We start from the raw sequence: 14,699 nt of genomic DNA on the forward strand, positions 1-14,699 counted from the left end.
GTCGCCTCCGGCGATCAGCCGAGGCCTGCGAAGAGGTCCGGTTCCCAGTTGTTCGGGCCGGTTCCGGGGCCTCGGTCGCCCCGGACCAGGAGGTAGTGCTCCAGGGCGAACTCCGGGCGCAGGACCATGTTCGCGAAGAACTCGCCGTCGTCGAGGTTGACCTGGCTCCGGTAGTGGCGCAGCGCCGCGATCTTGGCCTGGTGGAAGTCGCGGCCGTCGACCATCGCGGTCAGCTCCTCGTCCGGCACCGTGTACGGCTCGAAGCCCTCCACGCCCGCTTCCTCGACCTGCTTGAGGATCGAGCGCGGCAGCGTCGTCCAGTACACCTTCGGCACCTGCCACGCCTCGCCGAGCTCCGGGGCGTAGTCCGGGTCGGCGGCCGGGTCTAGGGAGGTCATGACGGCGCGGTGCGCGGCGATGTGGTCCGGGTGCCCGTACCCGCCGTGCTCGTCGTAGGTCACCACCACGTGCGGGCGCTCCGCGCGCAGGATCTCCACCATGGCCCGGGTGACCTCGGCCGGGTCGGCCGCGGCGAACGCGCCCGGCGCGGTGTTGCCGTCCGCACCGGCCATCCCGCTGTCCCGGAAGCGGCCCGGGCCGCCCAGCCAGTGGTGCCGGACCTCGCCGAACTCGGCCAGCGCAGCGCGGATCTCGCCGCGCCGGTGCTCGCCGAGCGCCTCCGGGTCCCCGCGCAGGTGCGCGAGATCGTCGGCGACGACCTCGCCGAGCTCACCGCTGGTGCAGGTGACCAGCGCGACCGCGGCCCCCTCCGCGCAGTAGCGGGCCATCGTGGCGCCGGTGGCGGTCGCCTCGTCATCGGGATGGGCGTGCACCAGCAGAAGACGACGATCGTTCATGTCGTCGAGCCTAGTCCCGCCCACCGACAGCGGGCCGGGAAGTTCCGGCAGAGTTCGCCCTCCGGTCAACCAGAACCGGTCCGGCGCGCGTGAGGATCTCCGAGCAGGAGAAGGAGGCGTTGTGTCTGGAATTTCCCGACGAGGTGCGCTCGGCCTGGCGGGCGCGGCAGCGGTCGCCGGTGCACTCGGCACCGGGCAGGCGTCGGCCGCACCGGCTGGCGAGGCGTTGATCGGTCCCGCCAAGGGCGAGCAGCTGCACGTCATGAGCTTCAACATCCGCATGGACTCGAAGGCGGTGCCGCCGAACCCGGACTCGTGGCGCATCCGCCGCCCGATCCTCGCCGAACTGCTCGGCACCGAGCAGCCCACCGTGCTCGGCGTGCAGGAGGCGCTGTTCACCCAGGTCAAGGAGGTGTTGCAGGACGTCCCGCCGTTCTACGACTGGATCGGGCTGGGCCGCGAAGGCGGTGGCCGCGGCGAGTTCATGTCGATCTACTACGACACCCGACGGCTGGAGCCGCTGGACTACGACCACTTCTGGCTGTCCGACACCCCGTCGCTGATCGGCTCCAAGTCCTGGGGCAACGACGTGGTCCGGATGGTCACCTGGGTGCGCTTCCACGACCGCCGCAGCGGCCGCGAGTTCACCCACGTCAACACGCACTTCGACCACCGGTCGGAGCCGTCCCGCCAGCGCAGCGCGCAGCTGGTGGGCCAGCGGATCGCCGGGTTCGACGCCGGGCTGCCGGTGGTGCTCACCGGTGACTTCAACACCCCCGCGGGCAGCTCGGAGTCCTACCGGATCCTCACCGGCGGCGGCCTGGCCGACACCTGGACGACCGCGGACCGGCAGCTCACGCCCGCATGGGGCACCTTCGGCGGCTACGAGGAGCCCGTCGAGGGCGAGGACCGGATCGACTGGATCCTGCACAACGACCGCGTCGCGGTGCGCGCAGCGGCGATCAACACCTTCCGCCGCGACGGCTACTTCCCGTCCGACCACTTCCCGGTCCAGGCCCTGGTCGACCTGGTCTGAGCTTCTCCGCTGATCGAGGCCCGTGAGCACTTCGTGGTGCTACAGCACCAGAAAGTGCTCACGGTCCCGCTACGGCGCGGGAACGAGGACGATCCAGACCTGGCCGGGGGCGAAGGGGATCGGGTCCCCGGCCGGGGTGGTGTAGGTGGTGCCGAGCTCCGGGGCGGGGCGGTGCCAGCGGCCGTCGAACGCCGCGCCGTCGCGGAGCACCACCGCGCGGCCGGTGCCGACGGTCTCCGCGAACGGCGACGGGTTGCCCACCACGTCCTGGAACGGCGAGTCCGACACCGGAACTTCTTGCAGCACAACGGTGCTCGCGGCGAGACGTCCGCTGTCGGTCGCCACGTGCGGCCGCCCGTCCATCGACACCAGCCACCGCTGCTCGCCCGGCGACCAGGTGAACCCGACCCGCGCCGACCGGTACCCGACCACCTCACCGCTCGTCGGGACCCCGCCGGGCGGCGCCGGGCCGAACGTCAGCGCGGCGTTCGGCGACCACCCCTCCCCCGCGGGAAGCCGGGACGGGCGCACGTAGAGGTTGTGCGGCGCCCGCCCCGGACCGCGGTAGAACGCGCCGGGCACCGCGGTCGGCGAAGCGCTGACCACCGGCGCCCGGTCGATCTCCGGCAGGAGTTCCGGCGCCGCACCGGAGAACGCCAGCGCGGGGCGGCCGAACTGCGGCAGCAGGCGCAGATCGGTCTGCCGGGCGCTGCGCACCGGTCCGACCACGGGCGGCCGCCGGGTCCCGAAAACCGCCACCAGCCTGCTGATCCCGGCCTCCACCGGTTCCACGTACACGACGTCCGCCGCCCCGATCCCGGTCGGCGGGCGGGCCGGTGGCGAGTTGTCCACCTTCACCGCGAGCACCGGTGGCCCGACCGGCGGCGGCGCGGGCGGCGGTTCCGGCGGCGGCGGTGGTGGCGATTCCGCGATCGGCACCGACCGGGTTCCGGTCGGCTGCAGGGCCAAACCGCCGAGCAGCACGGCGCCGACGGCCACCACCGTGCCGAGCAAGCGCAACCACCACATGGCCCCTCCCCCAGCGGTGCAGTCCGCTGCCGGGTAGCTTCACCCGCTGCAACGGCGCCGACAAGGGGCCGAACCGAGTCATTTCCGACCACCGCGTCAGCTGTACGGACGTCGGCGTCGCGCTTCGGCCGTCGCCCGCGCCCACCACACGAGCTGGTCCAGCAGCACCTTCGCCGCCGCGGCCGGACCGGTGGTGTCCCGGGGATTGCCCTCCTCGTCGAAGCACTCGCCCGCACCGTGGAAGCTCACCGTGTCGCGGACGGTCACCGCGTGCAGCTCGGCGAAGACCTGCCGCAGCTGCTCCACCGCCCGCAGCCCGCCGGAAATGCCGCCGTAGCTGACGAATCCGACGGGTTTGGTCTGCCACTCCGCGTACGCCAGGTCGATCGCGCCCTTCAGCGCCGCCGGGTAGCCGTGGTTGTACTCCGGCGTGACCACCGCGAAGCCGTCCGCGGCGCCCAGCCGGGCGGTGAACTCGCGCAGCTGCGGGGTTTCCGCCGCGGGCATCACCGCGGGCAGGTCGAGCTCGGCCAGGTCGATGAGGTCGACCTCCAGCTCCGGGTGCTGCCAGGCCTGGTCGGCGAACCAGTCGGCGACGGTCCGGGCGAACCGCCCCTCCCGGGTGCTGCCGACGATGATGCCCACGCGCAGCCGGTCCTCGAACATCTGCTTCCTCCCATGCTGATCGGCTTCCGGCGACCATCATGGAACTTCGACATTACTCTAGGTCAAGGACGAATCCGCGCTGGTTCCCAGGAGTTTCCGGAGTTCGTCGAGCTCCCCCTCCGACAACGCGAGGTCCAGCCCGGCCAGCACGTCCGCGAGCTGCTCCGGAGCCACCTTCGTCACCTCGGGCTCGCCCGACGGCCGCAGCACGGTCAGCTCGTCGCCGACCAGCTTCCGGCTCACCCCGGGGGCCAGCCGGAACACCACCGGCTTGCCGATGAACGGCGAGTGCGGGTGGGTGGCGACGTAGTGGTGCGCGACCTCGTAGTCGGCGAAGCGCTGCGGCTGCTCGTCGGAGGCGTGCAGCACCTCCCAGCCGTCCGTCCCCGCCCGCTCCAGATTCCACAGTGGACCGCGCCGGACCAGCCGGTGCCGCCAACCGGCCTGGTCCACCACCGCACCGTCCTCGAACGGCATCGGCGACAGCACCCCCGCGCCGAAGCCCACGTCCGCCAAGTAGTCCGCCCCGTCAGCGCGAACCCGGAGCATCATGTGCGTCCGGTAGCCGGAGCCGTCGGGCTGCACCCGCGCCATCCGCCGCTCGACGTCGAACCCCAGCTGCTCCAGCACCGCCGCGAACAGCAGCGCGTGCTCGAAGCAGTACCCGCCGCGCCGTCGGCGGACGAGCTTGTCGTAGATGGTGGCCAGTTCGATCCCGGGGTGCTGCCCGAGGGCCACGTCGATGTTCTCGAACGGGATGGCCTGGACGTGCGCCTCGTGCAGCGAGCGCAGCACCGCCGCCGACGGCCCCGCCACCGCCGGGTGCCCGATCCGCTCCAGGTAACCGTCGAGGTCGACCGCCTCGATCCGCCATTCGTCCTTCGCCTGCTCTGCCATGCCCCCAGCCTGGCGATTCGAGCGCACTGGAAGTCAAGCCCGCAGGTGCTCGCACTCGTCGGGTTCGGCGCGCAGACCGGTCAGGGAGTGCCAGAACCCGAGCGCCTCGGTGGTCGGCTCGAACGGCCCGGCGCTCCACCGGTAGTCCGACCAGGACTCGCGCAGCAGCCCGAGGGCGAGCGTGGCCAGCCCGCGGCGGCGGCACCGCCGGTCGATGCGGACGTGGTCGAGCACGGCGACCCGGCAGGCGTGGCAGACCCGCAGCTCCAGCTCCCCCACCACGAGCCCGTCCAACCGGATCTCCACCCCCGGCGGACCGGCGGGCAGCAGCGCCGGGACCGCGGCCAACTCCAGATCACCGACCATGCCGACCAGCATGTCCGCTCCCGACCGCTTTGTCCTGCCGAGTCACGGAGATTTGCGGCCGCGCTGCCAGGAGTCCAGGGCGATCAGCGTCTTGGTGCTGGTCACGCGGTGGCTGCGGCGGATCTCGTCGATGGTGCGCTGCAGGTGCGCCATGTCCCGGACCCGCAGCCAGACCAGCGCGTCCGGGTCCCCGGCGATGGTGAACACCGCCTGCGCCTCCGGCATCCGGGTGGTGGTCTGGACGATCTCGTCCACGCCGCTGGTGCCCAGGAAGCGCAGCTCGATGAAGGCCTCCACCGCCGAGCCGAGCTTGGCGTGGTCGAGCTGGACGGTGTAGCCGAGGATCACGCCCATCTCCTGCAGGCGGTCGATCCGCCGCTTCACCGCGGCCGTGGACAGGGTCACGCGGGTCGCGATGTCCGACAGCGTGCGGCGAGCGTCCTCGCGCAGCAGCGCCAGGATCTCGTGATCCGTCGCATCGAGCGTCTGGTCGGCCATGCGCAGGGATGGTACGCAAAATTCAGCGGCGCGGAAGGGCTGGAACGACCGAAGTTTGCGCGCTCTTCACCGTTTCGGGGCGCGGTGTTGTGCGCCACATCGTTTTGAGCTGAAGTGGCGTCGATCACGATGCGCGCCGGAGAGAAGGAGTTCGACATGGCCGCGTTCACGCTGGACGACCGCTACCTCCGGGATGCGGGCACGGTCTACGTGACCGGGGTGCAGGCCCTGGTGCGGGTGCTGTTCGACCGGATCCGGCTGGACCGGCGCGCGGGCGCGAGCACCGCGGCGTTCGTCTCCGGCTACGAGGGCTCGCCGCTGGCCGGGTTCGACCTGGAGCTGGCGCGCCGCGCGAAGCTGCTCGACGAGCACGACGTGGTCCACCGGCCCGGCTTGAACGAGGAGCTGGCCGCGACCTCCGTGCTCGGCAGCCAGCTCGCCGAGCGGCTCGGCACCCAGCGCCCGGACGGCGTGCTCGGCGTCTGGTACGGCAAGGCCCCCGGCCTGGACCGGGCCGGGGACGCCCTGCGCCACGCCAACCTCGCCGGCGCCGACCCGCGCGGCGGCGCGGTCGCGCTGGTCGGCGACGACCCGAACGCCAAGTCCTCCACCGTCCCGGCCGCGTCCGAGGCCGCCCTCGCCGACCTGCACATCCCGACGTTCTTCCCGGCGGATTCCCAGGACCTGCTGGACTTCGGGCGGCACGCGGTCGAGCTGTCCCGGGCCAGCGGGCTGTGGTCGGCGCTGAAGGTGGTCGCCAACGTCGCGGACGCGGCCGGGACCGCGACCGTCACCCCGGACTGGACCCCGCCGGAGATGCGCCCGGAGGCGTACTCGCACCGCCCCAGCGCCCGGTTGCTGGGCGCGGAGCTCGCCGGGCTGGAGAGCAGCCTGTACAACATCCGGATCCCGCTGGCGCTGGAGTACCTGCGGGCCAGCGGCGTCAACCGGATCACGCACTCCGGCAGCGCGGACCGGATCGGCATCGTCGCCGCCGGGAAGTCCTACCTGGACCTGCGCCAGGCGCTGCGCACCCTCGGCCTGGACGAGTCCGACCTCGCGCGCTTCGGCATCCGGCTGCTCAAGCTCGGCGCGATCCACCCGGTCGAACCCGGCATCATCCGGGAGTTCGCCGAGGGGCTGGCCGAGATCGTGGTGGTCGAGGAGAAGCGGGCGTTCCTGGAACCGGTGATCAAGGAGATCCTCTACGGCCGCCCGGACGCACCGCAGGTGCACGGCAAGAAGACGCCCGACGGCCGGACCCTGTTCACCGAGCTCGGCGAGCTCGACCCGGACCGCATCGCCCGCGGCCTGGCCGACCGGCTGACCGCGCACGGCGAGGTCCCGCAGGTCGACGCCTGGCGCCAGCGCCGCCGCCGCGAGCGGATCTCGGTCCCGCTGCTGGCCCGCACGCCGTACTTCTGCTCCGGCTGCCCCCACAACTCCTCGACGAAGGTGCCCGACGGGACCGTGGTCGGCGCGGGCATCGGCTGCCACACGATGGCGCTGTTCATGGACCCCGACCAGGTCGGCGACGTCGTCGGCATCACGCAGATGGGCGGCGAGGGCGCGCAGTGGATCGGCATGGCGCCGTTCGTCAGCACCGAGCACTTCGTGCAGAACATCGGCGACGGCACCTTCACCCACTCCGGCAGCCTGGCGGTACGCGCCGCGGTCGCGGCCGGGGTGAACATCACCTACAAGCTGCTGCACAACTCGGCGGTGGCGATGACCGGCGGGCAGGACGCGGTCGGCGCGCTGCCGGTCGGCAAGATCGCCGAACTCCTGCTGCTGGAAGGCGCTTCGAAGGTCGTCGTCACCAGCGACGCGCCGAAGCGGTTGCGCGGCAAGCTCCCCCGCGGCGTGACCGTCCGCCACCGCGACGAACTCCTCGCCGCACAAGCGGAACTGGCCGAGGTACCCGGTGTCACGGTGCTCATCCACGACCAGGAGTGCGCGGCGGAGAAGCGCCGCAAGCGCCGCCGCGGCAAGCAGCCGACCCCGGCGGAGAAGGTGCTGATCAACGAGCGGGTGTGCGAGGGCTGCGGGGACTGCGGCGCGAAGTCCAACTGCCTGTCGGTGCAGCCGGTGTCCACCGAGTTCGGCCGCAAGACCCGCATCCACCAGTCGTCCTGCAACGTCGACTACTCCTGCCTGGCCGGGGACTGCCCGTCGTTCCTGACCGTGGTGCCCAGCGGCCGCAGGCGGCGCCGCGAGATCAGCGAGCTGCCCGCGTCCGAGCTGCCCGAACCGGAGCGCGGCGACGACGACTTCACCGTCCGCATCACCGGCGTCGGCGGCACCGGCGTGGTCACGGTGACGCAGGTCCTGGCCACGGCCGCGGTGATCGACGGCCGCCAGGTGCGCACCCTGGACCAGATCGGCCTGGCGCAGAAGGGCGGCGCGGTGGTCTCCGACCTCAAGATCACCTCCGCCCCGGTCGAGCAGGCGCCGAAGCTGGCCGCCGGCGAGTGCGACCTCTACCTGGGCTGCGACCTGCTGGTGGCCGCCGACCCGGTGCACCTGGCGGCGGCCGACCCGGCCCGGACGACCGCGGTGGTGTCCACCACCGAGGTCCCGACCGGCCGGATGGTGGTGGACACCGAGGTCTCCTTCCCAGCGCAATCCGGCATCCGCTCGACCCTCGACGACGCCACCGCCCGGGCGTTCTACCTGGACGCGCGCGGCCTGGCCGAGGAGCTGTTCGACGACGACCAGTTCGCCAACATCCTCCAGCTCGGCGCGGCCTACCAGTGCGGTGCGCTGCAGCTGTCGGCGGAGAGCATCGAGCGGGCGATCGAGCTCAACGGCGCGGCGGTGGCGGCCAACATCCAGGCGTTCCGCCGCGGCCGCCAGGCCATCGCCGACCCGGACGCGCTGCAGGCCGAGATCACCCCGGCCCCGGTCGAACCACCGGCGCCGAGCCCGGCCGCGCAGCGGGTGCGGGCGCTGGTCGAGGCCCCCGAGGGCTCGGAACTGGCGCGGCTGCTGGACATCCGCATCCCGGACCTGGTCGAGTACCAGGACGAGGACTACGCCCGCAGCTACGCGGAGTTCGTCGAACGGGTGCGGCGCGGCAGCTCGGCGGCGGTGGCCGAAGCGGTGGCCCGCAACCTGCACAAGCTGATGGCCTACAAGGACGAGTACGAGGTCGCCCGGCTGTCCCTGGACGAGCGGCTGCAGGCCGACATCGAGGCCCAGTTCGGCGCGGGGTCCCGCTACTCGTTCCGCCTGCACCCGCCGGTGCTGCGCGCGCTGGGCATGAACCGCAAGATCAGCCTCGGCCCGTGGTTCCGCCACGTGTTCAAGCTGCTGCGCGCGATGCGCAAGGTGCGCGGCACCCGCCTGGACCCGTTCGGCTACGCCAAGGTCCGCCGCGTGGAGCGCGAACTGGTCGAGCAGTACCGCGAGGTCGTCGAGCAGGCGCTGGCCGCCGACCACCCGGCGCTGCTGGAGCTGGCCGAGCTGCCGGACGTGATCCGCGGCTACGAGGAGATCAAGCTGGCCAACGTCGAGACCTACCGGAAGAAGCAGTCCGAGCTGCTCAGGTCGTCGACGCCGGATCGGGTCGGCGCGGCCTGAGACGCGGACCGGGGTTCCCGCGATTTCAATGGAAATCAGAGGTCCGATTTCCATTGAAATCGCATCCGGGAACCCCGGTCCTCGGTCGGTTCAGCTCGGTCGGCGGATGCTGAGCACTTCGGCTTCGGCCTGCCCGTCCGGCGTCGGGTAGCGAACGGTCTCGCCCTGCTGGCAGTGCGCCAGGGCCAGCCCCAGCGGGCTGTCGGAGGTCACCGTGAAGTCCTCCTCCCCGGCCAGGACCTCCTCGGGGATCGCCACGACCTTGTAGGTCTGCGTCGCCCCGTCCGACGAGCGCAGCACCACCTCGGTGCCCGGCGCCACGCCCTGCACGTCGATCCCGCCGACCAGCAGGTTCTCCAGCTCGGCGATGCGGTCGTCGATGGCGACGACCTCGTCCCCGCCCTGCAGCTCCTGCGAGGCGTCACCGCTGTCCCCCGGCCCGGAGCTCTGCACCAGCTCGTCCACCAGGCGCTTCCGCCGGGCGCGCAGCGAGCGGATCTCCTCCGCCAACCGCGCCCGGGTGGCCGGATCCGCACCGCCCATCGCCGCTCCTCCCCCGAGGTTTCCGCAGCTGATGCTCGACTTCGGCGCCGGGGAGCACAACTCGATCAGGTCACTCCGCGAGCTTCGCGGTGATCTCGGCCAGCGCCGCGGAGACCTTCTCCTCGGTGGCGGCCTTCTCGATCCCGAGGCCGGAGAGCACCCCGGTACCGGCCTCGTGCTCCAGCAGCGCCAGCAGGACGTGCTCGGTCCCGATGTAGTTGTGCCCGAGCCGCAGCGCCTCCCGGAACGTCAGCTCCAGCACCTTCTTCGCGGCACCGTCGAACGGGATGAGGTGCGGCACCTCGCCGACGGCGGCGGGCAGCGCCTCGACAGCGGCCTGCCGAACGGCCTCCAGCGAAACGCCCTGCGCGACGATGGCCTTGGCCCCCAACCCGTCGGACTCCTCGACCAGCCCGAGCACCAGGTGCTCCGGTCGGATCTCGGCGTTCCCGGCGTCCCGGGCCTCCTTCTGCGACAGCACGACGATGTTGCGGGCCCGCGGCGTGAACCGGCTGAACCCCTGGCTCGGATCGAGGTCGGAGACCTCGCCCGGCCCCTTGGGCACGAACCGCTTCTGCGCGGCCTGCTTGCTGACGCCCATGCTCTTGCCGATGTCGGTCCACGAAGCGCCGGACCGCCGCGCCTGGTCGACGAAGTGCCCGATCAAGTGATCGGCGACCTCCCCGAGGTGCTCCCCGGCGACGACGGCGCTGGCCAGCTGCTCCAGCTCGTCCCCGTGCACCTTCTTGATGGCGGCGATCAACTCGTCCAGCGAAACGTGGTCGGAAATCTTCAACTCATCCATACCGTCAACCATAGGTTGACGCAGCCGCCGCGTCAACCACGAGTTGACGATCAGCCCAACCGCTCCCCCAAAACCCGCGCGAACTCCAGAGCGGCCGGATCGACGTCCTCGGCCTGCGCAGCCGACCGCAACCACGCGACCAGCGGCGCCGCAACAGAAGGCGAGAAGGCGGCGATCCACCGAGCGCTCCTCGCCCGAGCCTCAGCCACGTGCTCGGCCGAACCGTCGGGGAAGCGCGCGACGACATCCGGTCGAGTGGCGAGCAACCCCCCGCCCCGCCAATCCCCACCGGTGGAAACCCCAGCAAGCCGCTCGATCCCCTCGGCCACCGCAAGAAGCTCATCCCGCTCGCGCATGCACACATCATCCGCGCCCGCGGCCCGAACACGCGCTCCCGTTCGCGGAACATCCGTGCGCTGCGAGAACATCGCACTCCCGGGGCCTTCGGAGCTCTAAGCTGCACGGGTGCAGATCTCGATCTCGGTCCCCTACGACGAACAGCGCCTGCGACGCACCCTGCGCTTCCTCGCCAACCGCCAGATGAAGCCCTACCGCATCCTGGGCGTGGCCTTCGTCGTCCTGGGAGCAGCGCTCATCGCGCTCGACCTGACCTCACCCGCGGGCTACGGCATCACCGCAGGCGGCTTGGCCCTGCTGTTCGCCGTCGTCCCGATAACGGTGGCATCGGGGATGCGCATGCAGTCCGCGGCCGTCAAGCAGGGCTACCACCTGTCCCTGACCGACGAGTGGGCCCAGGTGAGCTACCCCCTGGTGGAGTCCCGCTTCCGCTGGCAAGGCCTCGACCGCGTCGTCGAAACGCCCGAGGTCTGGTACGCGATGTTCGGCAAGGCCCAGGCCCTGACCATCCCCAAGGACCTGATGGCTCCCGAGCAGCAGGCGCAGTTCAGCGCCTTCACCGCGAACCTGCCGAGGTGACCACGCGCCCCTCGGCGGCGCCGAGGATCCTCGGCGCCATGCCGCCGAAGACCAGCCCGTGCAACGGAGCCACCGCCCACCAGTAGAGGTGCCCCAGCAGGCCGCGCGGGATGAACACCGCGCGCTGCCGGTACCTCGCTCCCCCGTTCGCGGGCTCCACGGACAGCTCCAACCACGCCTGGCCCGGCACCCTCATCTCGGCCCGCAGCCGGAGGAAGCGCCCCTCCGCCAACTCCTCGACCCGCCACCAGTCGAGCGCCTCGCCCGTCCGCAGCCGCTGCGGATCGCGCCGTCCGCGACGCAGCCCGACGCCACCCAGCAGCCTGTCGATCCACCCCCGCACCGCCCAGGCCAGCGGGAAGGAGTACCAGCCGTTTCGCCCCCCGATCCCTTCGACGACCCGCCAGACGGCTTCGGGGGACGCGCCGGTGACCCGCTCGCGCACATCCCGGTAGACCGTGCCCCCGGACCACTCGGGGTCGGACGGCAGCGGCTCCCACGGGGCGCTGACCGGTGAGGCGTCCGACCACCGCGTCTCGACCTCACCGCGCTGGATCTTGCGCAGCGCCAGCGCGACGGCGTCCCGGAAGCCCGTCAGCCCGCCCTCGGGGTGCGGGATGTGCTCGTCGATGTCGTGCTCGGCGCAGACCGCCTCGTTGATCAGCGACTCGATGAGCGGCATCCCGATGCTGCGGGGCACCGGGGTGACGATGTTGATCCACAGCGAGCTCAGCTCGGGCGACAGGACGCTGACCGGCAGCATCAGCCGCCGCGGCAATCCGGCCACCGCGGCGTAGGTGCGCATCATCTCCGCATAGGTCAGGACGTCCGGCCCGCCGATGTCGAAGGGGCGGCTGACCTCGGTGGGCAACTCCGCCGCACCGACCAGGTAGTGCAGCACGTCCCGCACGGCGATCGGCTGGACCCGGTTGCTCACCCAGCGGGGCGTGACCATCGCCGGCAAGCGCTCGGTGAGGTAGCGCAGCATCTCGAAGCTGGCCGAGCCCGAGCCGATGATCACCGCGGCCTGCAGCACGGCGGTCGGCACCCCGCTGCGCAGCAACGTCTCCCCCACCTCGGCCCGCGACCGCAGGTGCTCGGACAGCTGCCCGGTCCTCGGGTGCACTCCGCCGAGGTACACGATCCGCGTCACCCCGGCCTGCCGCGCGGCCCGCCCCGCGATGGTCGCCGCCCGCCGGTCCAGATCGCCGAATTCCTTCTGCTGCAAGGAGTGCACCAGGTAGTACAGGACGTCCGCGCCGTCGCACGCCGCGCGCACCGCACCGTCGTCGAGCAGATCCCCGCGCACCACCTCGACCTGATCGCGCCACGGCACGTCGCGGAGCTTCTCCGGAGTCCGCACCAGGCAGCGCACCCGGTACCCGCTGGCCAGCAGCCGCGGCACGAGCCGCCCGCCCACGTAACCGGTAGCTCCGGTCACCACGCACAACCTCGATCCCTCGATTCCCATCCGCACCGGATACCCCGGCTCCGCACCTGCCAAGCAGACCTCGCGCCCCGATCGGGGGGCCTCCGGCACTCCGTTCCTCGGCGGGGGCTCACGACTTCGCAGGCTGATAGCCTCGAACGAACTCCCTGGCACGAGGGCGGAAAATCATTTGCGCACGACGATCTGCCTGTTCACCCGCGACCTGCGGATCCGCGACAACCCGGTCCTGCAGCAGGCTGCACGGGCCGATCAGGTGGTCCCCCTCTTCGTGCTCGACGAAGTGGTGCTCCGGGGCCCCTTCACCCGCCCCAACCGCACCGCTTTCCTGCTGGACTGCCTCCGGGACCTCCGTGCTTCGCTCGGCGAGCTCGGCGGCGGTCTGGTCGTGCGAACGGGCACTCCCGCAACCGAGGTCGCGAGGCTGGCGGACGAGGTCGGCGCGGCCGAAGTCCACGTGGCCGCCGATGTCAGCGCCTACGCGCGAGCCCGCGAGGTCAGCCTGCGGCGAGCCCTGAGCACCCGCGGGTGCGCGCTGCACGTCCACGACTCCGTGGTGACCGCGCAGCCACCGGGCGAACTCGTCCCGGGTGGCAAGGACCACTTCGCCGTGTTCACCCCGTACTTCCGCCGCTGGGCCGCCGCACCCGTGCGGCGCACCGCGGACGTGCCCGAGGCGCTGCGGGTGCCGCAGGTGCGGACCGGAAGGCTTCCCGCCCGCGAGGAGCTCTGCCCCGGTGACCTGTCGCCGGAGCTGCCGACCGGCGGGGAGTCCGCAGGACGGCAGCTCGCGCAGCAGTGGTTCACCGGCGGAATCGCGGAGTACGAGAGCGGGCACGACGACCTCGCCGACGACGCGACGTCGCGGCTGTCCCCGTACTTGCACTTCGGCTGCGTGTCCCCGGTCGAACTCGTCCACCGCGCCGGGAACAGCACGTCCGAGCGCGCGTTCGTCCGCCAACTCGCCTGGCGGGACTTCCACCACCAGGTGCTCGCCGCTCGCCCCGAGTCCAGCCACCGCGACTACCGCCCGAGGGGCGATCGGTGGCGCGACGATCCGGAAGCGTTCCGGGCGTGGCGCGAGGGCCGAACCGGCGTTCCCCTCGTGGACGCCGGGATGCGCCAGCTCGCGGCGGAGGGCTGGATGCACAACCGGGCGCGGATGATCACTGCCAGCTTCCTGGCGAAGACGCTCCACCTCGACTGGCGCCTGGGCGCCCAGCACTTCCTCGACCTGCTGGTGGACGGCGACGTCGCCAACAACAGCATGAACTGGCAGTGGATGGCGGGCACCGGCACCGACACCCGCCCCAACCGGGTGCTCAACCCGGTCCGCCAAGCCCAGCGGTACGACCCGACCGGCGAGTACATCCGCCGCTACGTCCCGGAACTGCGCACCCTGCCCGCGGAGGTGCTGCACGATCCGCAGCTCCTGGACCCCGCCGACCTCGCCCGCCTCGGCTACCCCGCTCCTGTCGTCGACGTCGACGCGGCCAACGCGCAGTTCCGCGCCAGCCGCGGAAAACCGTGACACCGGCGATCAGTCCAGCACGACGATCGCCACGTTGAGCACCGTGGCGAACAGCGTCCACGCCGCGTTCAGCACCAGGTTCACGCCGTACCAAGCCATCGCGAGACCGCGCGACCGCCCTGGCCCTGCGACCAGGCACGCCATCCCGCGACCGCCAGCAAGGCGCACAAGACCGTCCACACCGGACCGAACAGCCACGGCGGCGGGACCCATCGCGGTAGTCGCAGCGCGGCGCACTGCTCGGCGGACGTGGCCGCGGCGATCGATCCGATCACCGCGACGACCAGCACTGCGCCGACGGAAACCGCTGCGGCGACGGCCACCTCCCGCTTCGAGCACCGCATTCCAGCGAGCATGCGGTGCCTCCACCTGATCCGCGCCGATCGGGAGCGTGCGGCATCGTGATCATCTGCTGCCCGCAGCGCCCGCCCCGGTCGAGCAGCCGCTCGACGCAGGCACCGCGCGGCCGATGCTGGCGCACGGCCGACCGCCGCGTCCGGAGCAGC

General features: G+C 71.9%; 15 protein-coding genes. 4 read left to right on the plus strand and 11 right to left on the minus strand.

The window, feature by feature from the left end; genetic code table 11:
* Nucleotides 1-14 precede the first annotated feature (14 nt).
* Entirely contained in the window at nt 15-839 is an 825-nt protein-coding gene (gene mshB / locus F1721_RS31050; protein ID WP_150070468.1) for an N-acetyl-1-D-myo-inositol-2-amino-2-deoxy-alpha-D-glucopyranoside deacetylase, read from the minus strand.
* Between the two features lie 139 nt (nt 840-978).
* Here mshB and F1721_RS31055 point away from each other — a divergent pair, with 139 nt between their 5' ends.
* Nucleotides 979-1,893: an endonuclease/exonuclease/phosphatase family protein gene (locus F1721_RS31055; protein WP_246155413.1), complete on the plus strand. Its 915-nt coding sequence runs from the start codon at nt 979-981 to the stop codon at nt 1,891-1,893.
* 69 nt (nt 1,894-1,962) lie between these two features.
* On the opposite strand, the gene F1721_RS31060 is transcribed toward F1721_RS31055, so the two are convergent.
* The 5 genes from F1721_RS31060 to F1721_RS31080 form a co-directional block, all read right to left on the minus strand.
* Entirely contained in the window at nt 1,963-2,922 is a 960-nt protein-coding gene (locus F1721_RS31060; RefSeq protein ID WP_150070392.1) for a DUF3048 domain-containing protein, read from the minus strand.
* A 96-nt stretch (nt 2,923-3,018) separates the two neighbouring features.
* The gene (locus F1721_RS31065; RefSeq protein ID WP_150070393.1) at nt 3,019-3,588 is read right to left on the minus strand and encodes an NADPH-dependent FMN reductase; all 570 of its coding nucleotides are present in this window, start codon (nt 3,586-3,588) and stop codon (nt 3,019-3,021) included.
* A 57-nt stretch (nt 3,589-3,645) separates the two neighbouring features.
* The gene (locus F1721_RS31070) at nt 3,646-4,485 is read right to left on the minus strand and encodes an arylamine N-acetyltransferase family protein (RefSeq protein WP_150070394.1); all 840 of its coding nucleotides are present in this window, start codon (nt 4,483-4,485) and stop codon (nt 3,646-3,648) included.
* Nucleotides 4,486-4,518: 33 nt separating this feature from the next.
* Nucleotides 4,519-4,863 (minus strand): hypothetical protein, encoded by a 345-nt coding sequence (locus tag F1721_RS31075; RefSeq protein WP_150070395.1) that lies wholly within the window; start codon nt 4,861-4,863, stop codon nt 4,519-4,521.
* Between the two features lie 30 nt (nt 4,864-4,893).
* Nucleotides 4,894-5,349: an Lrp/AsnC family transcriptional regulator gene (locus tag F1721_RS31080; protein WP_150070396.1), complete on the minus strand. Its 456-nt coding sequence runs from the start codon at nt 5,347-5,349 to the stop codon at nt 4,894-4,896.
* 156 nt (nt 5,350-5,505) lie between these two features.
* On the opposite strand from F1721_RS31080, the gene F1721_RS31085 reads away from it, so the two are divergent.
* On the plus strand, nt 5,506-8,931 hold the full coding sequence (locus F1721_RS31085) for an indolepyruvate ferredoxin oxidoreductase family protein (protein WP_150070397.1): 3,426 nt from the start codon (nt 5,506-5,508) through the stop codon (nt 8,929-8,931).
* 90 nt (nt 8,932-9,021) lie between these two features.
* Here the strand turns inward: F1721_RS31085 and F1721_RS31090 are convergent, their stop codons facing one another.
* From F1721_RS31090 to F1721_RS31100, 3 genes are all read right to left on the minus strand, one after another.
* Nucleotides 9,022-9,474, minus strand: a complete 453-nt coding sequence (locus F1721_RS31090; RefSeq protein WP_150070398.1) for a GreA/GreB family elongation factor — start codon at nt 9,472-9,474, stop codon at nt 9,022-9,024.
* Nucleotides 9,475-9,544: 70 nt separating this feature from the next.
* On the minus strand, nt 9,545-10,279 hold the full coding sequence (locus F1721_RS31095; protein ID WP_150070399.1) for a Clp protease N-terminal domain-containing protein: 735 nt from the start codon (nt 10,277-10,279) through the stop codon (nt 9,545-9,547).
* Between the two features lie 50 nt (nt 10,280-10,329).
* Nucleotides 10,330-10,635, minus strand: coding sequence for a hypothetical protein (locus tag F1721_RS31100; protein ID WP_150070400.1), 306 nt, complete (start codon nt 10,633-10,635; stop codon nt 10,330-10,332).
* Nucleotides 10,636-10,744: 109 nt separating this feature from the next.
* Between F1721_RS31100 and F1721_RS31105 the strand changes: the two genes are divergently transcribed.
* Nucleotides 10,745-11,215, plus strand: coding sequence for a YcxB family protein (locus tag F1721_RS31105; protein WP_150070401.1), 471 nt, complete (start codon nt 10,745-10,747; stop codon nt 11,213-11,215).
* Here the strand turns inward: F1721_RS31105 and F1721_RS31110 are convergent.
* Complete coding sequence (locus F1721_RS31110) at nt 11,193-12,686, minus strand: SDR family oxidoreductase (protein WP_150070402.1); 1,494 nt, start codon at nt 12,684-12,686, stop codon at nt 11,193-11,195. The two genes, F1721_RS31105 and F1721_RS31110, sit on opposite strands and share 23 nt — an antisense overlap.
* Before the next feature lie 148 nt (nt 12,687-12,834).
* Here F1721_RS31110 and F1721_RS31115 point away from each other — a divergent pair, with 148 nt between their 5' ends.
* Nucleotides 12,835-14,193, plus strand: coding sequence for a cryptochrome/photolyase family protein (locus F1721_RS31115; RefSeq protein ID WP_150070403.1), 1,359 nt, complete (start codon nt 12,835-12,837; stop codon nt 14,191-14,193).
* Nucleotides 14,194-14,273: 80 nt separating this feature from the next.
* On the opposite strand, the gene F1721_RS31120 is transcribed toward F1721_RS31115, so the two are convergent.
* The gene (locus F1721_RS31120) at nt 14,274-14,549 is read right to left on the minus strand and encodes a tryptophan-rich sensory protein (RefSeq protein WP_246155414.1); all 276 of its coding nucleotides are present in this window, start codon (nt 14,547-14,549) and stop codon (nt 14,274-14,276) included.
* Nucleotides 14,550-14,699: the final 150 nt, after the last annotated feature.

The sequence above is a fragment of the Saccharopolyspora hirsuta genome (assembly GCF_008630535.1).
GTDB classification, from domain to species: domain Bacteria; phylum Actinomycetota; class Actinomycetes; order Mycobacteriales; family Pseudonocardiaceae; genus Saccharopolyspora; species Saccharopolyspora hirsuta.